The sequence below is a fragment of the Bacillus sp. FSL K6-2861 genome (assembly GCF_038630725.1).
Lineage (GTDB): Bacteria > Bacillota > Bacilli > Bacillales > Bacillaceae > Bacillus > Bacillus velezensis.
Map to the genome: position 1 here is coordinate 1,281,061 of NZ_CP152037.1, position 21,746 is coordinate 1,302,806.

A 21,746-nucleotide genomic window follows, 5' to 3' on the forward strand; every position below is an offset into this window, starting at 1 on the left:
CTTGTTCAAAGTTAAACAAAAGGAGTGAAAACACAGGTGAAAATGAAAAAACGCGAGATAGACGCAGTCTTCATTCTCATTTTACTCGCTTCCGCATTCTTGAATATGTACAACATCTGGAATGATGATACGGTGAATCCTTATTACACTGCAGCGGTAACGAGTATGCTTCAAAGCTTTCATAATTTCTTTTACGCTTCATTTGACGCAGCCGGGTTTATCACGGTAGATAAACCGCCTGTTACATACCAGATTCAAACGATCAGCGCGCTGATATTCGGTATGCACGGGTGGAGCGTTATCCTGCCTCAGGCATTGGCGGGTGTAGGTTCAGTTCTATTCATGTACTTATTAATAAAGCCGACGTTCGGAAAAACGGCGGCGCGCATCGCCTCATTTGTCATGGCGTGTACACCGATCGCAGTAGCGGTCGCGCGGACGAACAATGTCGATGCTTTACTGGTCTTTTTCCTCTTGTTCGCCACATGGCTTCTCTTTAAAGCGATCAGAAAAGGCAGACTGATCTGGCTTTTGGCGGCATTTTTTGTCGTCGGAGCAGGCTTTAACACAAAAATGCTTCAGGCTTATATGATTTTGCCGGCCTTCTTGCTGTTCTATATGATTGCGGCAAACACCACGATTAAGAAAAAAATCATTTCATTGGTAAGCGCGTTAGCCGTTTTAGCAGCCGTTTCATTGTCATGGCCGCTCATTGTTGATAATATTCCTGCCGGCAAAAGGCCATATGTCGGAAGCAGCCAGACAAACTCCGTATTGGAATTGGCTTTCGGATATAACGGGATTCAGCGGCTGACAGGGCAAAGTTCCGGCGGCGGCCAGGGCGGACCGGACGGAAACGCATCGAAAGAGATGTCTTCTTCCGGCGGTTCTTCACAAATGCAAAAACCGCCTGGCCAGTCTTCAAGCAGCAGTTCAGCAAGCGGAGACAAATCACAAACCGGCAGTATGACGGCACCTCCATCTAACGGGAAAATGCCAAGCGGCGGTCAAGGAGGCCCTCCAAGCGGCGGAGATGGCGGCGGAGGCGGAGGAAAAAGCGGTACAGGCACCGGCTCGAAAATGCAATCAGGTTCAGGAAGGTTCGGAACGGGGACCCCTGGTCCGCTGCGCCTTTTCCAAACGGAATTATCTGATCAGATCAGCTGGCTCCTGCCGTTTGCGATTTTTGGAATGGCCGGTTTATTGATCGCCGGGGCGAGAGAAAGAAGACGATTATCAGCAGAACAGAAGGAAACGATCTTTTGGACAGCGTGGCTTGTGCCGATTGCCGGATTCTTCAGTGTGGCGGAATTTTTCCACCATTATTATCTCATTATGCTGGCGCCTCCGATCGCGGCACTTGTCGGTGCGGGATGGGTCGCCCTCGTTCATCTGTACCGCAAGCAGGCGGGATGGAAAACTTGGCTATTGCCGGCCGCTATTCTTGTGACAACCGGATTTGAGCTGTTTATCCTCAGAAACTACAATGATCAAATCGGCGCAGGCTGGAGCATCGGAGCAGGCGTTCTCGGCGCAGTGGCAGCAATCGCCCTGTTCGTATTCAAACAGCGCCAAAAACCGCTAAGTTATTATGTTTCACTTGCAGCCCTTCTCGTCTTGATGGTCATGCCGATTTATTGGGCGAGCACACCGCTTCTGTACGGAGGCAACAGCTCATTGCCTGAAACAGGCCCTCAGCTCGCTTCAACAAGCGGAAAAGGCATGGGAATGGATAACGCATCTGTCAATACAAAACTGATCAACTATTTAGAGAAACATAACGCCGGAGCGGACTATCTATTTGCTGCAACCGATTCCAACACGGCGGCGCCTTACATTATTAAAACGAAAAAAGCGGTCATGGCGATCGGCGGATTCAGCGGGTCTGACCCGGCCATTACGCTGACTCAATTTAAAAAGCTCGTAAAAGAAGGGAAAGTAAAATACTTCTTAACATCCGGAATGGGCAAAGGCGGAAATAACGATATTGTGCAGTGGGTTGAGAAAAACGGAAAGAAAGTATCTTCAGATAAATGGCAATCAAGCACAGATCAGAAAACGAAAAATAGTGATCCGGCTGATACAAAAAGCAGCAAGGCCGCGGGTAAAAACAGCCGAATGAGCGGCGGGCCGGGCGGAATGAATCAGTCAGCTTCACTATACGAACTTCAATCTGATGAATAGGAGGAAAAAACATGAGCAGACATATTCAATATTCAATAGTCGTCCCGGTTTATAACGAGGAACTCGTCATTCAGACAACCTATCAGCGCCTGAAAGAAGTCATGGATCAAACAAAAGAGCATTATGAATTGATCTTTGTCAATGATGGAAGCAAAGACCACAGCATTGAGATTTTAAGAGAGCAAAGTCTGATTGATCCGAGAGTGAAAATTATTGACTTTTCCAGAAACTTCGGACATCAGATCGCGATCACAGCGGGTATGGATTATGCAGAGGGGAATGCAATCGCCGTCATTGACGCCGATTTGCAGGACCCTCCTGAATTAATCCTTGATATGATTGAGCAGTGGAAAGAAGGCTACGATGTGGTGTACGCCGTCAGAACGAAACGAAAGGGAGAAACCTTTTTCAAGAAACAGACGGCCTCTATGTTTTACCGGCTGCTGCGGAGCGTGACTGATATTGATATTCCGCTCGACACCGGAGATTTCCGCCTGCTGGACAGAAAAGTCTGTGATGAGATGAAAAGATTAAAAGAAAAAAATCCTTTTGTCAGAGGACTCGTCAGCTGGGTCGGCTTTAAGCAGACTGCTGTAGAATATGAACGTGATGAGCGGCTTGCGGGGGAAACGAAATACCCGCTTAAAAAAATGCTGAAGCTTTCCATGGACGGGATCACAACGTTCTCTCATAAACCGCTCAAGGCGGCAAGCTACGCGGGAATGATCATGTCCGGAGCGGGTTTTCTCTATATGTTTATCGTTTTATACATGAAGCTGTTTACGAACAGCACCATTACGGGCTGGTCCTCTCTGATTGTGATACAGCTGTTATTCAGCGGCATCGTTCTATTAATGCTCGGAATGATCGGCGAATATATCGGAAGGATTTATGACGAAGCAAAAGACCGTCCGCTCTATATCGTGCAAAAAGCGTACGGCATGAAAAACGAAAAGATTTATCGGGACCAGCATATGTCTTAACCGAAACACCCTGTCCGGCCAGCAGACAGGGTGCTTTTATGTGAAATAAAAGCCGCGGGATGACAGAATGTCCCGCGGCTTTTTTTATTCATCTGCGGCCGGTCTGCGTGTGCAGAGAGCGCATGATCAGTCCGGTTCCCGAAAGGTTCAGTAAAATGCTTGCGCCAAGCGTCATTCCCCAAGCAGCGTTTTGCTGAGGAAGCTGAATGCTCAGCTGCAGCAAGATCAGGCCGGTAACGACCAGCAAAAGTCCGGTTTGTTTCATGTGTATGTATCCTCCTTTGTACACTAAGTCATACGGCTGATCCAGGCCTGAAGTTTCATCTGTATATAAAAAATCCAAGGCGGCTGCCTTGGATTTTTGTTAAGAAGATGTTTCTTCTTTTTGAGTCAGTTTCATTTTTTTCGTCATTTCCTTGCCGTTTCTGATAATCTTCACGTCAACGGTGCTGCCGACTTTCGTATTCTTGTAGAGAATATTGCGAAGTTCGCTGCCCGTGCCGGTTTCTTTCCCTTTTAAGCTGATAATGATGTCTTCTGCTTTTAATCCGGCTTTGGCTGCAGGTGAGCCCTGCGCCACTTCGCGAATATAAACGCCTTTATTCAGCTGTTTGCCGAAAAGCCCGAGTGTGCCTTCCTGATAGTTTTGCGGCACTTGTTCCAAGTCGATCATGCTCACGCCGATATAAGGGCGCTCCACCTGTCCTTTCGTGAGAAGCTCTTCGGCGATCGGTTTTACATCGTTGCTCGGGATGGCAAAGCCGATGCCTTCTACATCACTTTCGCTGATTTTCATGCTGTTGATGCCGATGATTTTGCCGTCTGTATTCAAGAGCGGTCCGCCGCTGTTTCCGGGATTGATGGCGGCATCGGTTTGGATGACGTTGATGCTTGACTCACCGGCTGACGTAGAGATCGAGACGGTTCTGTTTAAGCCGCTCACGATGCCCTGTGTGACGGTGCGGGAAAGGTCTTTTCCGAGCGGATCACCGATGGCGATGACGGATTCACCCGTTCTGAGAGCGGATGAGCTGCCGAAGCTTGCCGTTTTTGTCACGTGTTTATCACTGATTTCTAAAACGGCCAAGTCTGTCAGAGAGTCGCTGCCGACGAGTTTAGCTGTTACATCGGTGCCGTCATATAATGACACTTTAAGGGAAGAGGCGCCTTCGACCACGTGGTTATTCGTAATGATATACGCTTTGCCGTTTGCTTTCTTAAAAATAACGCCTGAACCCGATCCCGTTTCCGCATCATCACCCGACGAATTAGAGTTTGAATCTGAGCTTGATCCGAATCCGAATCCGAATAAATCGGAACTGCTTTGCTGCTTTTGCAGATTGGTGATCCCGACGATCGCCGGTGAAATGTCTTCCACCATATTCGAAATGCTGCTTGAATTTGCCGATGAGCTGTTTGCCGATTTGCCGCTGTCTGATTCAGAAGATGTCTGCTTGGCGGTTACCGATGACGTTTCCTGAGCGGGAGCCGGATTGGAAGTATCTTGAGTCTGATGGTCTCCAAGCGGCGTAAATGTATAGATGCCGAGGGCGAGCCCTCCGCCGATCACTCCGCCGAGAAGCGGTCTGAACCAGCCGAAGCTTCGTTTTTTCTTGTCCTCGTCCGGCGCGGAATATCCGGCCGGCTGCGGGTTTTCTTTTACTAAAAGGACTTCCTGTTCTTTTTGGTCTGTCCGATTTTCATCACGATAGTTATCCATCATGTTCACTCCGTTTCTCTATTTCATCATAGCATGATTTGCCTATTATTACTGACTCCATCTTAAACAAAAAGTGTGGGATAATAATGAAAAGATTGTGGGAAATTGTGAAAAAGACGAAATCGGACGGCGGCGCTTTATATTGACAATTTCCATCGGATTTGAAATAATAATGAGATATTATGTTCAATCCTTCACATGAAAAGATATGAAAAATTCTGTCAAGCTAATGGGGGAAATCTGTTAGCTTTTTCACTTTGTCAAATAGTAAGAAAGGAGCTGTCAAATGAAAGAAAAACATCACTGGATTATTTCTCTGCTCGCTGTATTGGCGGTCGGGCCGGGGCTGATGTCGAATACCGCTCTTTCGGCTGTCCAAAGCCTTGTCCGGCAGACGGTCGGCGGAGAAAACTTTGACTCTTTTCATCCGATTATTATCGGTAATATGGCTTTTGCCTTATTCGTGCCGGCGGGGCCGTATTTAAGAAAAAGATTCGGCTCCCGGCCTGTCTATATGATTTCGATGGCCGCGGGTGTCATCGGAGCGCTCCTTGCTGCTGTGACAAATGATATTTATCCGCTCGCCGCGGGCCGTTTTTTACAGGGAGCTGCGGCGGGCACTATGCTGATGATTATGATCCCGATGCTGGTGCTTTCGTTTCCGATTGAGCGCCGGAATTACGCATTATTTGTGTTAATCGGCGGATTTTATGGTTCCGTCATTATGGGAACCGTTTTAGGCACGGCGGCGGCAAGCGCCGGCCATTGGCATTGGCTGTTCGGCATTTTTGGCCTGCTGTCTTTTTTCGGCCTCATTTTCAGTTATATGTGGCTGCGGGATGACGCTCATAAAAATGCTGAAAAATCTCCATTTGACGGCATCGGTTTTCTGTTAGCGGGTGTATCAGCCGTGCTGACCGCCTATACATTTATTCATCTGCCGAAATGGGGCTTTTCATCATGGCAGACATTGGCGGGATTTGGAGGAAGCATCGTCATTCTTCTGATCTTGCTGATCATGCAGTACAGAAACGAACATGCGCTGATTTCGATTAAACTTATGCTCATTCCAAAGCCGATTCTGGGTGTTTTCATGATCGCTGCGGGCAGTATTTCCATAGCGGTCAGTCTTTCTGCATTTCACGGGGAGCTTCAGACCGCATATCATATGTCACAAACTCAACTGATATTCCTTTATGCGAGCCTTTTGGGAGGCGTGGCCATCGCCGCTGTCATCAGTGCATTAGCATATGATAAAGTCGGTCCGGGCATGCTCGGCATAACAGGCTCTGTTATACTGGTGTTCGTGAATTTCCAATGGATGACGGCGGATCATCATATACCGCTTATTCTATTTGCGGGGCTTTTCGTGATGCTGGCGGCCGGGACAGGGCTTATTGTGGCAGCCGGACTGATGGGAGCCGCGTTGGGCGGACCGCTTCCGGAACTGGTGAAACGCATGACGGCAGTTCAGTTTTTGAGGCTTTTCATTTATATGGGCGCACCTGTTTTAATAGGGTATTTTACGAAAAGAGATGCTTCCGGCACGCTTCGGGGCGCGCGCGGCACACAATCACCGCATGAGCTGCTGATGGGGACATACAGCGATTTGTTTCTTATTGCTTTCATCTTAAGCTTGCTTTTAGTGTGTTTATCATTTGTCATGAATGCGACCGGCATGGGACATAAGCTGGCGCATAAACCGCATGCCGTCCGTAAGCAGGCTGCTGAACAGCCTTCGCCGCAGGCTCCTGAACCGATCAGGCATCAGGTCATTCCCGATCATGAATACAGAAGTGCGGTCAGACAGTTTCAGCGTCATCATATAAGCAAAAACAGTATGTAACTATTTCTATCAGCAAACCCTTTTCCCGGTGAAAAGGGTTTGTTTTTTCCCATAATGGCAGAATGGTATATTGCATGTTTCATCCTTTTTTAATATAATTTGTTAGAATATTCATAATTTAATATCGAAATTTTAAGTAAAAAAGGAGGCATTACATGAAACTGTATCTATCTGTGGATATGGAAGGGATTTCCGGACTGCCTGATGAAACATTTGTCAATTCCCGCATGCACAATTATGAGCGCGGCAGGGTTCTGATGACCGAAGAAGCAAACTGGTGCATCGCAGAAGCGTTTAATAACGGATGCACGGAAGTGACCGTGAATGACAGCCACTCAAAGATGAATAATCTGCTCGCTGAAAAACTTCACCCTGAGGCAGAGCTGATTACGGGGGATGTCAAGCCGTTTTCCATGATGCAGGGGCTTGATGAATCGTATTCGGGCGTAATGTTTATCGGCTATCATGCGAGAGCGTCGATGCCGGGCGTTATGTCGCACAGCATGATATTCGGCGTCCGCCACTTTTACATAAATGATAAGCCGGTCGGTGAACTGGGGTTAAATGCCTATCTCGCCGGATTTTACGATGTCCCGGTCATCATGGCTGCCGGAGATGATTGCGCCGCAAAAGAAGCGGAGGAGCTGATCCCGAATGTGACGACTGCCGCCGTCAAACAAACCATTTCAAGAACCGCGGTCAAATGCCTGTCCCCTCAAAAAGCCGGACGGCTCCTGACGGAAAAAACAGCCTATGCGCTCAAAAATAAAGATAAGGTCAAACCGCTGACTCCGCCTGAAAGACCTGTATTAGGCATTGAATTTGCCAACTACGGACAGGCTGAATGGGCCCATTTAATGCCGGGCACAGAAATCATCCCGGGAACGACAATCGTTCAATTTCAGGCAAAAGACATGCCGGAAGCCTATCAGGCCATGCTCGTCATGACAGAACTCGCCATGAGAACAACATTCTGTTAAAGGGGTGAACGGCATTGCTGCGGTATTTTATCAAACGTTTTATCGCCATGATTATGACCGTCCTCGTCATCACCACTCTGACATTTGTCATGATGAAAGTGATACCCGGCTCGCCTTTTAACGAAGAGCGGGGCACAAACGAAGCGGTCCAGCGAAATCTCGAATCCTACTACCATCTGAACGAACCTCTTATCACTCAATACGCCATCTATCTAAAATCCATTCTTACCTTTGATTTCGGTCCTTCAATTAAAAAACCGTCAGACAGTGTAAACGCTATGCTTGAACGCGGGTTTCCGGTCTCATTTGAGCTTGGGATAACGGCGATCATCATCGCTGTTATTTCCGGACTCGCGCTCGGCATAATGGCCGCTCTCAGGCGCGGCGGCTTTCTCGACTATGCGGCCATGAGCCTTGCGGTGCTCGGGATTTCCATTCCGAATTTTATTATGGCTACGCTGCTGATTCAGCAATTTGCGGTTCATCTGAAATGGTTTCCGGCAGCTACCTGGACGAGTCCCGTCCACATGGTCCTGCCGACTGTTGCGCTTGCCGTTGGTCCCATGGCCATTATCGCGAGGCTGACAAGATCAAGCATGGCCGAAGTGCTGACTCAGGATTACATCCGCACGGCAAAAGCAAAGGGGCTTTCTCCCGTCAAAATTGTGATCAAACACGCATTGAAAAATGCTCTTATGCCTGTTGTGACAGTACTCGGGACGCTTGCCGCAAGTATTTTAACGGGCAGTTTCGTCATCGAGAAAATTTTTGCCATACCGGGAATGGGCAAATATTTCGTAGAAAGCATCAATCAGCGAGATTACCCGGTCATCATGGGAACGACCGTATTTTACAGTGTGATTCTGATCGTCCTGCTGTTTCTGGTTGATTTGGCATACGGCCTGTTAGACCCGCGCATAAAACTTCATAAGAAAGGATGATCCTGATGAATCTCCCGCAAGAAACGGTAAAACACACAGAAGTGCCTGATGACTGGTTTCAGCCGGGCGCGGAAAGAAAGGGTGAAACCGAGTCGGTCAAGCGTCCGAGCCTGTCTTACAGTCAGGATGCGTGGCGGCGGCTTAAAAAGAACAAATTGGCGATGGCCGGCCTTGTGATATTATGCTGCCTGTTTCTATCGGCTGTGTTCGGTCCGCTGATATCACCGCACAGCGTGACAAGGCAGACGCTCGCCGAGCAGAATCTTCCGCCGTCTTTTTCACACTGGTTCGGAACCGATGAACTTGGCCGGGACGTGTTTACAAGAACGTGGTACGGAGCGAGGATCTCTTTATTTGTCGGTGTGATGGCGGCGCTGATCGACTTTTTGATCGGCGTCATCTACGGAGGCGTCGCCGGATACAAAGGGGGCCGGACAGACAGCGCCATGATGAGAATCATCGAGGTTCTCTACGGGTTGCCGTATCTGCTCGTTGTCATTTTGTTAATGGTGCTGATGGGGCCGGGGCTCAGTTCCATTATCGTCGCTCTGACCGTGACGGGATGGGTCGGCATGGCGCGGATTGTCAGAGGGCAGGTGCTGAGGATGAAGCATGATGAACACGTATTGGCTTCGAAAACGTTTGGAGCGAAAACATTTCGGATCATTAAGAAAAATCTGCTGCCGAATACGATGGGAGCCATTATTGTCCAAATGACGCTTACGGTGCCGGCGGCGATTTTTGCGGAATCATTTTTAAGTTTTCTCGGACTCGGCATTCAGGCGCCGTTTGCAAGCTGGGGAGTCATGGCAAACGACGGGCTGCCGGCGATTTTATCAGGCCATTGGTGGCGGCTGTTTTTCCCCGCTTTTTTCATTTCCTTGACGATGTACGCGTTTAACGTACTTGGAGACGGCTTGCAGGACGCGTTAGACCCGAAACTGAGGAGGTAGGAAAAATGGCGCAGCAAGTTCTTTCTGTTCAAAATCTGCATGTTACTTTTTCAACATACGGAGGCACTGTAAAAGCCGTCAGAGGCGTCAGCTTCGATTTATATAAAGGTGAAACGTTTGCGATCGTCGGTGAATCGGGCTGCGGAAAAAGCGTGACGTCACAAGCCGTGATGGGTCTTCTTCCGAAACATTCGGCAAAGATTGAATCCGGAAGCATACAATTTAAACAGAAAGACCTTTGCCAAATGTCGGATCGGGAAATGCGGGCAATCCGGGGGCGCGATATTTCTATGATCTTTCAGGACCCGATGACGGCGCTCAATCCGACTTTGACCATAGGGAATCAGCTCTCAGAAGCGCTGTTGGAACACCGCGCCATGACAAGAAAACAAGCTGATTCCGAAGTTCTCGCCATGCTGGATCTGGTCGGTATCCCGGACTCGAAATCCCGCCTGAAGCAGTACCCCCACCAATTAAGCGGGGGCATGCGGCAGCGGATCGTGATTGCGATGGCTCTGATCTGCGAGCCGGAAATTATGATCGCCGATGAACCGACAACGGCTCTTGATGTGACGATTCAAGCACAAATCCTTGAATTATTTAAGAAGATTCAAAGAAAAACAGGCGTGTCTATTATTCTGATCACACACGATCTCGGCGTCGTCGCTCAGACCGCCGACAGAGTCGCCGTCATGTATGCGGGGAAAATCGCCGAAATCGGCACGAGGCATGATCTTTTTTACCGTCCGGCTCATCCATACACAAAGGGGCTGCTTCGTTCAGTGCCGCGGCTGGATATGGAGGATAGTGAGCTGTCGCCGATTGACGGGACGCCGCCTGATTTATTCGATCCGCCGCCGGGCTGCCCGTTTGCCGCCCGCTGCCCGGACAGGATGATCGTCTGTGAAAAGGTATACCCGGCAACAACCGTGAAATCCAAAAGCCATATCGTCAACTGCTGGCTTCAGGATCACCGTGCAGAGCGGCTGAAGCAGCAGCTGACGGCAGCAGAGGAAAAAGGGGGATTGAAATGAAAAAGAGATGGGCGATCGGTGTGATTGCTGTTGTTTCGTTTGCTCTGATGGGCTGTACAGCCAATGAACAGGCGGGGACAGAACCCGGCAAAGCAAAAGAACAGGGGGGTGAAACGGTGCTGCGGCTCAATAACGAAAATGAGCCGACCTCACTTGATCCGCCGATCGGATTTAATAATGTTTCCTGGCAGCCGCTGAATAACATCATGGAAGGATTGACGAGGCTCGGAAAAGATAATAAGCCCGAACCGGCCATGGCGGAAAGCTGGAAGGTGTCCGCTGATAAGCTGACATATACCTTCAATATCCGGGATAACGCCGAGTGGACAAATGGCGATCCCGTTACGGCGGAAGACTTCGTGTACGCCTGGAAACGGATGCTCGATCCGAAAACGGGCGCATCTTCCGCTTTTCTCGGCTACATGATCAAAGGCGGGGAAGAATTTAACAGCGGAAAAGGCAAACAAGAAGACGTGAAAGTCACGGCAAAAGATAAAAAAACGCTTGTCGTCACATTGGCGGCACCGCAGGATTATTTTCTGAGCGTCGTGTCCAATCCGGCGTATTTCCCGATTAATGAGAAGGTCGCCAAGGCTGATCCGAAATGGTTCACTGAAGCAAAAACTTTTGTCGGCAACGGGCCGTTCAAACTGACGGAATGGAAGCATGACGACAGCATGACGATGGTCAAAAACGAGACGTATTGGGATAAAAAGACAGTGAAACTGGATAAAGTCACATGGGCTATGGTCAGTGACCGGAATACCGACTATCAGATGTTCCAGTCGGGGGATTTGGATACCGCCTTTGTGCCGGCAGAGCTGAGCGAGCAGCTGATGGGAGGAAAAAATGTCCGCACGTGGGATCAGGCCGGACTCTATTTCTATCGTTTTAACGTAAAAATGGAGCCGTTTCAAAATGAAAAGATCAGAAAAGCGTTCGCGGCAGCGATTGATCAGAAAGAAATCACGGATTATGTGACCAAAAACAGTGAAAAGCCGGCACATGCCTTTGTATCCCCAGGATTTACTCAGCCTGACGGGAAAGATTTCCGCGAAGCGGGCGGCAGTTTATTAAATCCGGATGATTCAGAAGCCAAAAAACTGCTGGAAAAAGGCATGGCAGAAGAGCATTATGACAAGCTGCCCGCCGTTACATTGACATACAGCACAAAACCGGAGCATAAGAAAATAGCGGAAGCGATTCAGCAGAAGCTCAAAAGTGTGCTCGGTATAGACGTTAAGCTCGCCAATATGGAATGGAACGTCTTTTTAGAAGAGCAGAAAGGACTGAAGTTCCAGTTCTCTCAAAGCTCATTTTTACCGGATTACGCAGATCCGATCAGTTTTCTAGAGGCTTTCCAGACGGATAATTCCATGAACCGCACTGGCTGGGGCAGCGCGGCATACGACGGCTACATCAAGCAGGCAAAACAGGAAGCCGATGCCAAAAAACGTTTTGCGCTCATGCATAAAGCGGAAAAACTGCTCATGAACGAGGCTCCGATCATTCCGATTTACTTTTACAATCAGGTGCATCTGCAGAACAGCGGCGTGAAGGGCATTGTCCGGCACCCCGTCGGTTACATTGATCTGAAGTGGGCGGAAAAGTCCTGATCTTACAGCGGAAACATACGCCGTTCTTTTGCCGTTAAAGGAGCGGCGTGTTTCACTTTTCAATCCGGAAAGGAGATTGAAAAAGTCATGAACCATAAACCGAAAGCACTGCAAAAAGGCGACACGGTCGGTGTGATTGCGCCCGCAAGCCCGCCTGAGAGCGGGACGCTGCAAACCGCGCTGCTATTTTTAGTGAATGAGCTTGGCCTTCAAGTGAAACTCGGCCGGGCGCTGAAGACCCGTCACGGCTATTTGGCGGGAGAGGACCGGGCGCGCCTCGATGATCTCCATGACATGTTTAGTGATCAGAATGTCAAAGCGGTGATATGCGCGTGCGGAGGATTCGGCACGGGCCGCATTGCCTCCGACATCGATTTCGGCTTAATCCGCCGCAATCCGAAAATTTTCTGGGGATACAGTGATATCACGTTTTTACATACCGCCATTCATCAAAATACGGGGCTCGTCACATTTCACGGTCCGATGCTGAGCACAGATGTCGGGCTTGAAAATGCTGATCCCCTGACAAAAGCGTCGTATCATCAGCTTTTTACAGAAACGGAATTTACCTATACGGAGGACATTTCTCCCTTAGAGGTGCTGACAGGCGGAAGGGCCGAGGGAGAGCTTGCGGGCGGCAACTTGTCGCTCATTACGTCCACACTCGGCACGCCGTTTGAAATTGATACAAAAGACAAATTGCTATTTATCGAGGATATTGATGAGGAGCCGTATCAAATCGACAGAATGCTGAATCAATTAAAGATGGCCGGAAAACTGTCAGACGCAGCCGGAATCCTGGTCTGTGATTTTCACCAATGCGAACCGAAGCATAAAGAAAAGTCGCTTACTTTAGAGCAAGTGCTGAACGATTACATTGTCAAATCAGGGAAGCCCGCGCTCAAAGGCTTTAAAATCGGCCATTGTTCACCGAGCTTCGCCGTTCCGATCGGAGCCCGCGCGGTTATGGATACGGCGGCCAAAGCGGTAACGATTGAATCGGGGGTTTCCGGAAGGGAGTGATCAGGCGTGAGGATTACAGATATTCAAACGGGACGGATGTCCGTGCCGCTGAAAAAGCCGTTTAAGACCGCTTTGCGCACGGTTTACAATGCTGAATCGGTCATTGTGAAGCTTACTTTTGACAACGGTCTGACCGGCTGGGGCGAGGCGCCGCCGACGGTTGTCATTACAGGCGACAGCGCGGCCGGTATTGAAAGCGCCGTCCACGATGTGCTGAAGCCGGCTCTCTTGGGACGGAGCCTTTCCGGCACGGAAGCTGTTTTGTATGATACCAGCCGGCTGTTGGAAAGAAATCAAAGCGCAAAAGCCGCGGTGGATATGGCTGTATATGACGGATGGGCGCAAATGCACGGACAGCCGCTTTACCGGCTTCTCGGCGGCTATCGGAATACACTGGAAACAGATTTTACCGTCAGCGTCAATTCTCCTGAGGAGATGGCGGGGGATGCAGACCGTTATGTGAACAAAGGATTTCATATTTTAAAGGTAAAAGTCGGCATAGGTGACATATCGGACGATGTTGCGCGGATTCAGGCGATCAGATCACGTGTCGGCGGAAACGTCAAACTGAGATTGGACGCGAATCAAGGCTGGACGCCGAAAGAAGCCGTGACTGCGATCCGAAAGATGGAAGACGCAGGCCTCGGCATTGAGCTGGTCGAGCAGCCTGTTCACAAAGACGATATCGCCGGGCTGAAGCAGGTCACAGATGCCGTAGACACGCCGATTATGGCGGATGAGAGCGTCTTTACCCCCCGTCAGGCATTTCACGTGCTGCAGACGAGAAGCGCCGATTTAATTAATATTAAGCTGATGAAAGCGGGCGGCATAAAGCAGGCGGAAACAATCAATGCGATGGCGGAAACGTGCGGCGTGGAATGCATGGTCGGCAGCATGATTGAGACCAAGCTCGGCATCACCGCCGCGGCCCATTTTGCCGCGGGCAAACGGAATGTGACGAGGTTTGATTTTGATGCGCCGCTTATGCTGAAAGATGATTTGATTCAAGGCGGCATCACATACAGCGGCAGTCAGATTACGATTCCCGACGAACCGGGTCTCGGCATTACCGGTGTGTCGATACAAGAGGGGGCGAAAAGATGAGAGCAGCCGTTACAGCGGCGGCAGCCAACGTATGGACGCTGCCGTCATCTCCCCGTTCGTATGATGCGCCGATGCTTGAAAACCCGCCGCAGATCAGAAAATGGTTAGCGTCTATGGGATATGAAGAGCGGCTGCAATTATGCACAGACAATCTTGTCCAAACGCAAGCGCTTTTCGGGGAAGAGGTGATCATTCTCAAAGAGGAAGGGGAATGGGCTTTTGTCGCCGTTCCCGGCCAGCCTTCAAACAAGGATGTGCGCGGATATCCGGGGTGGATGAAAAAAAGCCAGCTTTCAAAAGACGGCTTTCATACATCTTCCCCTGCCGTATGGATTACCAAACCGACAGCTATTTTATATCACACAAACGGCGAACCGGACTTGGAAGTAAGTTTCTTAACGCGTCTTCCGGCATCAGGACGTGAGAAAGGCTTTTTCCGGGTGGTGACGCCGCTCGGAGAACGGTTCGTAAATGAAGCTGACGCAGACGAGTGCCGGCATACGGAAGGACGGGCGGCCGATGTCATCGAAACGGGCATGATGTTTCTCGGGCTTCCGTATTTATGGGGAGGACTGAGCGGTTTCGGGTTTGATTGTTCCGGGTTTATGTATTCGATATTTAAAGCAAACGGCTATACCCTTCCCCGTGATGCAAAGGACCAAGCAAAAGCCGGATGCGGCGCGGCGGTAAACGATATCCGGCCGGCTGACCTTTTGTTTTTCGCCTATGAAGAAGGAAAAGGCGCGATCCACCATGTCGGTTTGGCGCTGGGAGACGGCCGGATGCTGCACTCCCCGAAAACGGGAAAAACAATCGAAGTGCTGTCTTTTGAAGGAACCGTCTATGAAAAAGAATTATGCACCGTACGCCGCTGTATAAGCGAAAAGGGGGAATAGAAAATGACGGCATCTCCGCTCCTTGAAGTCAGCGGGCTGAAAATGCATTTTGACGCAGGAAGAAAGAAAGCCGTAAAAGCAGTCGACGGTGTCAGCTTTCACATTAAAAGAGGGGAAACATTCGGACTTGTCGGAGAATCGGGATGCGGTAAATCGACGCTCGGAAGGGTTATTCTCCGTCTGTATGACCCGACGGCCGGTTCGGTATCATATGAAGGGACGGATATACACCGTGCCGCGGCAGAACAGCGGTCGGTCTTCTTCCGCAAGCTGCAGATGATTTTCCAAGACCCTTACGCCTCGTTAAATCCGCGCCTGACCGTAAGTGAAATTATTATGGAGCCGATGGAAATCCACAATCTTTACAATACAAGAAAAGCCCGTCTGATGATGGCGGATGAACTGCTTGAAGCTGTCGGGCTCCATCCGGATTTCGGCAGCCGGTATCCCCACGAATTCAGCGGCGGACAGAGGCAGAGAATCGGGATTGCCAGAGCGCTCTCTCTGCATCCCGAATTTATCGTGGCGGATGAGCCGATTTCCGCGCTGGATGTGTCGGTACAGGCTCAGGTCGTCAACCTTTTAAAAAGGCTTCAGAAAGAGAAAGGGCTGACATTTTTATTTATCGCTCACGATTTATCAATGGTCAAGCATATCAGCGACCGGATCGGCGTGATGTATTTGGGCCGCATGATGGAAATTACAGAAAGCGCTGCGCTTTACCGGGAACCGCTTCACCCTTATACGAAGGCGCTTTTATCCTCAATCCCGATTCCTGATCCGCTTCTTGAGGACAAGCGTGAACGGATTATTCTGAAAGGGGAGCTGCCGAGCCCCCTTAACCCGCCGAGCGGCTGTGTATTCAGGACGCGGTGTCCTGAAGCGATGGAGCTCTGCGGTAAGATAACGCCTGAGCTTGAAGAAGTGAAGGCGGGGCGTTTTGTCGCCTGCCATTTATACAAAAAAGAAAGCTGACAATATAAAGTCAGCTTTCTTTTTTAATTAAACCTGATGCAGAAATGACACGCAGACCGGATACGGAACCGGAATGTCAGATTGAAGCAGAGTCAATTTGCCTGTTTCCGGGTCGCGTTCAAACAAAACCAGATTTCCCGTTTCTTCGTTTGACGCGACAAGGAATGTCTCGGAAGGGTCAAACGCGAAATCACGCGGCCAGTTTCCTTCTGTCGGCACCCATTCAAGAAGAGACAATTCGCCGGAATATTGGTTGATCTTATAGATGGCGATGCTGTCATGTCCGCGGTTGGCGGCATAAAGAAATCTGCCGTCTTTAGATATGCGGATCGCGCTGCCTTGCGATTTGTCCGTAAAGCCTTCAGGCAAAGCGGAAATGACCTGCAGCTCTCTGAATTCACCTAAGGTCGGGTTGTATTCAAGCGCGATGACTTCATTACTGATTTCCGTCATGACATAGGCGTATTTTTCCGCCGGATGGAAAACGATGTGGCGCGGCCCTGAACCCGGTGCGAAAGAGTGAGTTTTCACCTCTGTGAGCGAACCGTTTTTCATTTGGTAAGTATAAAGCGTATCCGTCCCTAAATCGACGGCTGCAATGTAGTTATGCTCAGGTGTATAGCCTGCGAAATGGGTATGCGGTTTCTCTTGTCTTTCATGAGGACCTGTTCCCGTATGAGCGGCTTCGGCAGCCGGCTCCCGCAGACTTCCGTCTTCATTGACGGGAAAGGCGTGCACTTTTCCGCTGTGGTAATTAGCGGTTAACACATATTCATGTTTATCATCAATGCTGACGTGGCATGGAGACGGGCCTTCAATCAGCTGGTGGTTCACAAAAGTTAATTCCCCGCTGTTCTGATGAATCTGATAGGCTGCGACGCCGCCTTTTCCGTCTGCCTTTTCAATGGAATACAGCATGCTGTTATCAGAATTCGGAGTGACGTATGTCGGGTTGCCGAGCTTTGCTGCCAGCTTCGGACGGCTGAGCCGTTTCGCTTCTGTATCAAGTTCAAAACAATAAATGCCTTCGCTTCCGCCTTTTGTATATGTTCCCGCGTATCCTATGTACTTAGCCATTCGGTTTCCCCCTTTAGAGTCTTGTCTTCTCTATATTAACGTATCTTGAAGGAAACTGCCTTGTAAATGTTTAAGATGTTCTGACAAGCGGCAAGGTGCAGCAGCGGAAGGAACCGCCTGATTTAATAATTTCGGAAAACTCGGTTTCAATGACCGTATAACCTCTTTTTCTGAGCTCGCGGTTCGTATGACGGTGCTGCGGCAGGCTGATAATTGTCTGATTGCCGATTGACAGGATATTCGGGCCGAGCGTGAATTGCTCTTCTTCAGGCACTTCTATCATCTCAAAACGTTCGGCGAGAAGATCAATTTCTTTCTGCCGCAAGCCATTTTTGCAGTATAGCGCTTCCGTTTCCGAGATCATATTAAATACACAGTCTAAATGTAAGAAATCCTCCTTGAGAGGGATCGGCACAACTGTCATCTCCGGCAGCGCCTCCTGCAGCTCCCGGACAGCCGCTTTATCCGTGCGCTTGCTCAGCCCGGCGTAAACGGTGCCGTCTGCGATCAAGATGTCGCCGCCTTCAATATTCGCTTTTTTCAGTCGCGTATAAGGGATTTTCTTATTGTCAAGCAGGTTTTGAAACACTTTTTCTTCTCCCTGCCGGACTGAAGCCGCCATGTTTGAAACAAACGCCGTCTCGCCTAAAACAAATCCGATATCCCGGGTGAATACCTGTTCAGGCAATGCGGGATCGGCAGGCAGCAGGACGACTTCAATCTGATGAGATCTTAAAATGTCAATAAACTCACTATGCTGTTTGAGGGCAACGGGTATGTTAACATTTTCTTGTTTGAAATGTTTCTGCGTTCCGTTAATAATATCCTTGATGGCCATGTGTTCCGGCCGGCATAAGATGACTGTCTGCAAAGCATCAAACTCATTGCGGCAAGCCGGTTTCCGCGTGGATTTGGGAATAGATATGTCCATGTGATATCCTCCTATCGGTATTCAATGTGCGTTTATTATTCCCGGATGTGATGAATAATAAAACATTTATGAGAGAATATCTAACCAACTTAATATTTAAAATTTTAGACAAAACGATCAAAGTATTGTTTAATAGGGTACAGATGAATGAGTCAAAACGACCAGACACCAAAGGGGAGTTTAAATAATATGAAGTTGCCAGAATCAAGATTTTGCAAAGAAACAAGGGTTGTTAAAACAAGCAGGGTTTTTCCGCTTGATACGAATAATCACAATACGCTGTTTGGCGGAAAGCTGATGAGCTACATTGATGATATCGCTTCAATTTCCGCGGCACGCCACTGCCGGTGTGAAACAGTCACGGCCTCAATGGATTCTGTAGATTTTTTGCGCCCCATCGGCCAACAGGATTCCGTATGCCTTGAATCTTACGTCACATGGGTCGGTACATCGTCTATGGAGGTGTTTGTCAAAGTCATTAAAGAACATCTGATGACGGGCGAACGCGAGCTTGCGGCAACGTCGTTTCTGACCTTTGTCGCGCTTGATTCAAACGGGAAATCGGTACCCGTTCCGCGGATCGTGCCGGAAACCGAGGAAGAAATCATGCTTCACAATACGGCCGTTCAGCGCGCCGGAGAACGAAAAAACCGCTTAAAACACAGCAAGGCCCTGGCCGAGGCGCTCGGAACAAATAAACCTTGGTAATCGTCAAACCGCTTTTTTAAAAAGCGGTTTTTTTATGCTGAGAAAGGACTTTTCCTGCCGGATCCATAATCTATTACAGGGAAAGGAGACGTGGCGTGCATGATGAAACATAAGTCTTCCGGCACCATCCTGACAACCGGGCGTATCCGTCTGCGGACTATGCGGGATGACGATGAAGAAAATTTGTACGGGCTGTTTACCGACAGAGAGGTCATGAAATATTATCCTTCTCTTAAAAGCAGACGGGAAACGAAGGAATGGATTGCCTGGAACAAACGATTGGCCGCAGGATACGGCGTCAGTCTTTGGATCGCAGAGGATAAAGAGACGGGCGCATTTCTCGGTCAATGCGGAATCGTTCCGCAGACGGTAAACGGAAACACTTTGATGGAAATCGGCTATATGTTTGCCCGCCGCCGCTGGGGCTGCGGCTATGCGACAGAGGCGGCGAACGCCTGTCTGGACTACGGTTTTCATACGCAGCAATACGGACGCATAGCGGCGCTGATTGATCCGGAAAACGCTGCCTCCGTCCGTGTCGCGGAAAAAATCGGTATGGTGCCCGGTGAGACCGTTACCAAATGGGAGAGGCAGCTGACGGTTTTTGACATCAAATCTGACGTTGAACGTTTCGGCGAAATGTAGTATGATACGAACAGACATGTTTTCTAGGGTTCCGCATGTTCATACATGGCCTGGTCCGAGAGAAAACACATATGCGGACATATCCCGCATATGCACACGGAGGGAAAAAAGCCCGGGAGAGTCAATCTCATGTGAGACGACTATCCGGGCTTTTTTGTATTGTCCGGATACAGAAAGGGTGAAGAACATGAAATGGGGTTTAGTGGTCATAGCGGCCGTATTTGAAGTGGTATGGGTCACCGGCCTGAAACATGCTGATTCGGCACTGGCGTGGAGCGGCACGATTGTGGGAATCATCATCAGTTTTTATCTATTAATCAAGGCGACAGACAGCCTGCCCGTAGGAACGGTATATGCGGTCTTTACCGGACTCGGGACAGCGGGCACCGTGCTCAGTGAAATCCTGCTTTTCAAAGAGCAGGCCGATCCGGTGAAAATCGTGCTGATCGGCGTTTTGCTGATCGGTGTCATCGGATTAAAGCTGGTCACACAGGATAAGCCTGAGACGAAGGAGGAGAAGGCGTAATGCATTGGATCAGCCTGATAGCCGCGGGTCTTTGTGAAATGCTTGGGGTCATTTTAATGAATCAATTTCAAAAAGAAAAGAAAGTCAAATGGATTCTTTTCATTATCGCCGGATTTGCGGCTTCTTTTTCCCTGCTTTCTTATGCGATGGAGACGATCGCGATGGGCACGGCCTATGCGATCTGGACCGGTATCGGCACGGCGGGCGGCGCATTAGCCGGCATTCTTTTCTACGGCGAGCAGAAGGATGCGAAGCGCATCTTTTTCATTGCGCTTATTTTATGCGCTGCCGTAGGGCTGAAAATTCTTTCGTAAATTGATTTTTATCAAATCTTCAGTATAATCTATTAGTAAGTTACGAATTATGAAGATACGAGGGATTAAAACAGATGAATTCATATATGACACAGCGGCTGAAAGAATACCGCCGCGGGAATGAGGAAAAAGGGCGCCTGCTTGTCAGCTGCCCCGACCAGCCGGGAATTGTATCGGCCGTGTCGGCGTTTTTGTTTGAACATGGCGCAAACATTATTGAATCAAATCAATACACGACTGACCCTGAAGGCGGACGGTTTTTTCTTAGGATCGAATTCGACTGCAAGGGCATTCGTGAGAAAAAAGAGGACTTACAGCAGGCGTTCGCCTCAATCGCCCAGACATTCGGCATGACATGGAGCCTGTCTCTGGCAAGTGAGCTGAAGCGGGTGGCGATCTTTGTATCGAAGGAGCTGCACTGCCTTCATGAACTGATTTGGGAATGGCAAAGCGGCAATATGATGGCCGAAATTGCGGTCGTTATCAGCAACCACGAAGAGGCCAAAGAAGTGGTCGAACCGCTGAATATTCCGTTCCATTACATGAAAGCTAACAAAGACATCCGCGCCGAAGTGGAGCGGCGCCAGCTTGAGCTGCTGGAGCGGTATAAGATTGATGTGATCGTTCTTGCCCGCTACATGCAGATTTTGACGTCAGATTTTGTATCTGCCCATCCGAATCGGATTATTAACATCCACCATTCATTTCTGCCGGCCTTTATCGGCGCTAATCCGTATAAACGGGCTTATGAGCGCGGAGTGAAATTAATCGGCGCGACCTCTCACTATGTGACGGACGATCTTGACGAAGGGCCTATTATTGAACAGGATATTGAACGCGTCGATCACAGAGATCACGCAGAGGATCTGAAGAATATCGGCAGAACGATTGAGCGGAGCGTGTTGGCAAGAGCCGTTAAATGGCATTTGGAAGACCGCGTCATCGTTCACGGAAACAAAACGATCGTATTTAATTAATGACGGTCCGCCGGGGAGGCGGACTGTTTTTTATGCATGAAAATGTCTTGACAAGAACCTGTTTTCTTTGCATAATATAAAAAAATCATTGAGCGTTGAAGAGGATCAGTACGCAGAACTTTCTGTGACAGAGAGCAAAATGGCCCGCTGAAACATTTTGCCGCATGAAACCTGCCGAACCTGCCTTGGAGTCCTGAGGGGAAAACTCAGGCGCGATAACCTGGCGTTACAGGAAAGCGGGACGCGTGAAAAACGCGTTCAAACAAGGTGGTACCACGGAAAGCCCATTTCGTCCTTATTTTTCAGGACGGAA

The 21,746-nt window shown here is 49.3% G+C and carries 21 protein-coding genes and 1 riboswitch; of the genes, 17 read left to right on the forward strand and 4 right to left on the reverse strand.

Going from position 1 to position 21,746, the window contains the following annotated elements:
* Nucleotides 1–36: 36 nt before the first annotated feature.
* Both NYE62_RS06540 and NYE62_RS06545 read left to right on the forward strand, forming a co-directional pair.
* On the forward strand, nt 37–2,184 hold the full coding sequence (locus tag NYE62_RS06540) for a glycosyltransferase family 39 protein (protein WP_342497306.1): 2,148 nt from the start codon (nt 37–39) through the stop codon (nt 2,182–2,184).
* An 11-nt stretch (nt 2,185–2,195) separates the two neighbouring features.
* A complete protein-coding gene (locus tag NYE62_RS06545; RefSeq protein ID WP_342497307.1) occupies nt 2,196–3,167 on the forward strand; it encodes a glycosyltransferase family 2 protein in 972 nt (323 codons plus the stop codon).
* 88 nt (nt 3,168–3,255) lie between these two features.
* Here the strand turns inward: NYE62_RS06545 and NYE62_RS06550 are convergent, their stop codons facing one another.
* On the reverse strand, nt 3,256–3,432 hold the full coding sequence (locus NYE62_RS06550; protein ID WP_014417532.1) for a hypothetical protein: 177 nt from the start codon (nt 3,430–3,432) through the stop codon (nt 3,256–3,258).
* A gap of 99 nt (nt 3,433–3,531) precedes the next feature.
* The gene (locus NYE62_RS06555; RefSeq protein ID WP_342497308.1) at nt 3,532–4,887 is read right to left on the reverse strand and encodes a trypsin-like peptidase domain-containing protein; all 1,356 of its coding nucleotides are present in this window, start codon (nt 4,885–4,887) and stop codon (nt 3,532–3,534) included.
* 286 nt (nt 4,888–5,173) lie between these two features.
* Here NYE62_RS06555 and NYE62_RS06560 point away from each other — a divergent pair, with 286 nt between their 5' ends.
* The 10 genes from NYE62_RS06560 (at nt 5,174) to NYE62_RS06605 (ending at nt 16,255) form a co-directional block, all read left to right on the forward strand.
* Nucleotides 5,174–6,733, forward strand: a complete 1,560-nt coding sequence (locus NYE62_RS06560) for an MFS transporter (protein ID WP_342497309.1) — start codon at nt 5,174–5,176, stop codon at nt 6,731–6,733.
* Nucleotides 6,734–6,888: 155 nt separating this feature from the next.
* On the forward strand, nt 6,889–7,713 hold the full coding sequence (locus NYE62_RS06565; protein ID WP_007407248.1) for a M55 family metallopeptidase: 825 nt from the start codon (nt 6,889–6,891) through the stop codon (nt 7,711–7,713).
* Nucleotides 7,714–7,727: 14 nt separating this feature from the next.
* Nucleotides 7,728–8,654, forward strand: coding sequence for an ABC transporter permease (locus NYE62_RS06570; protein WP_007610853.1), 927 nt, complete (start codon nt 7,728–7,730; stop codon nt 8,652–8,654).
* 5 nt (nt 8,655–8,659) lie between these two features.
* Nucleotides 8,660–9,607, forward strand: a complete 948-nt coding sequence (locus tag NYE62_RS06575; RefSeq protein ID WP_003154782.1) for an ABC transporter permease — start codon at nt 8,660–8,662, stop codon at nt 9,605–9,607.
* A gap of 5 nt (nt 9,608–9,612) precedes the next feature.
* Complete coding sequence (locus NYE62_RS06580; protein ID WP_237436652.1) at nt 9,613–10,641, forward strand: ABC transporter ATP-binding protein; 1,029 nt, start codon at nt 9,613–9,615, stop codon at nt 10,639–10,641.
* Complete coding sequence (locus NYE62_RS06585) at nt 10,638–12,257, forward strand: peptide ABC transporter substrate-binding protein (protein WP_031378803.1); 1,620 nt, start codon at nt 10,638–10,640, stop codon at nt 12,255–12,257. The genes NYE62_RS06580 and NYE62_RS06585 overlap by 4 nt, the downstream gene beginning before the upstream one ends.
* Nucleotides 12,258–12,332: 75 nt before the next feature.
* A complete protein-coding gene (locus NYE62_RS06590; protein ID WP_241458337.1) occupies nt 12,333–13,280 on the forward strand; it encodes an LD-carboxypeptidase in 948 nt (315 codons plus the stop codon).
* A 6-nt stretch (nt 13,281–13,286) separates the two neighbouring features.
* Nucleotides 13,287–14,384: a dipeptide epimerase gene (locus NYE62_RS06595; RefSeq protein WP_227578901.1), complete on the forward strand. Its 1,098-nt coding sequence runs from the start codon at nt 13,287–13,289 to the stop codon at nt 14,382–14,384.
* The gene (locus NYE62_RS06600; RefSeq protein WP_064116102.1) at nt 14,381–15,280 is read left to right on the forward strand and encodes a C40 family peptidase; all 900 of its coding nucleotides are present in this window, start codon (nt 14,381–14,383) and stop codon (nt 15,278–15,280) included. Before NYE62_RS06595 ends, NYE62_RS06600 begins: the two co-directional genes overlap by 4 nt.
* Before the next feature lie 3 nt (nt 15,281–15,283).
* Entirely contained in the window at nt 15,284–16,255 is a 972-nt protein-coding gene (locus tag NYE62_RS06605) for an oligopeptide/dipeptide ABC transporter ATP-binding protein (protein ID WP_064116103.1), read from the forward strand.
* Between the two features lie 27 nt (nt 16,256–16,282).
* Here NYE62_RS06605 and NYE62_RS06610 read toward each other — a convergent pair whose 3' ends face one another.
* Both NYE62_RS06610 and NYE62_RS06615 read right to left on the reverse strand, forming a co-directional pair.
* Nucleotides 16,283–17,332: a lactonase family protein gene (locus NYE62_RS06610; protein WP_032866102.1), complete on the reverse strand. Its 1,050-nt coding sequence runs from the start codon at nt 17,330–17,332 to the stop codon at nt 16,283–16,285.
* A gap of 70 nt (nt 17,333–17,402) precedes the next feature.
* Complete coding sequence (locus NYE62_RS06615; protein ID WP_144664136.1) at nt 17,403–18,263, reverse strand: dimethylarginine dimethylaminohydrolase family protein; 861 nt, start codon at nt 18,261–18,263, stop codon at nt 17,403–17,405.
* A gap of 189 nt (nt 18,264–18,452) precedes the next feature.
* Between NYE62_RS06615 and NYE62_RS06620 the strand changes: the two genes are divergently transcribed.
* The 5 genes from NYE62_RS06620 (at nt 18,453) to purU (ending at nt 21,433) form a co-directional block, all read left to right on the forward strand.
* On the forward strand, nt 18,453–18,971 hold the full coding sequence (locus tag NYE62_RS06620; protein WP_007407238.1) for an acyl-CoA thioesterase: 519 nt from the start codon (nt 18,453–18,455) through the stop codon (nt 18,969–18,971).
* A gap of 99 nt (nt 18,972–19,070) precedes the next feature.
* Complete coding sequence (locus NYE62_RS06625; RefSeq protein WP_144664138.1) at nt 19,071–19,616, forward strand: GNAT family N-acetyltransferase; 546 nt, start codon at nt 19,071–19,073, stop codon at nt 19,614–19,616.
* A 12-nt stretch (nt 19,617–19,628) separates the two neighbouring features.
* Nucleotides 19,629–19,737: riboswitch (guanidine-I (ykkC/yxkD leader) on the forward strand.
* A 66-nt stretch (nt 19,738–19,803) separates the two neighbouring features.
* Nucleotides 19,804–20,142 carry a multidrug efflux SMR transporter gene (locus tag NYE62_RS06630; RefSeq protein ID WP_015239709.1) on the forward strand — a complete coding sequence of 113 codons (339 nt, stop codon included), beginning with the start codon at nt 19,804–19,806 and terminating at the stop codon, nt 20,140–20,142.
* A complete protein-coding gene (locus NYE62_RS06635; RefSeq protein WP_007407235.1) occupies nt 20,142–20,456 on the forward strand; it encodes a multidrug efflux SMR transporter in 315 nt (104 codons plus the stop codon). Before NYE62_RS06630 ends, NYE62_RS06635 begins: the two co-directional genes overlap by 1 nt.
* Nucleotides 20,457–20,530: 74 nt before the next feature.
* A complete protein-coding gene (purU, locus tag NYE62_RS06640) occupies nt 20,531–21,433 on the forward strand; it encodes a formyltetrahydrofolate deformylase (protein ID WP_007407234.1) in 903 nt (300 codons plus the stop codon).
* Nucleotides 21,434–21,746: the final 313 nt, after the last annotated feature.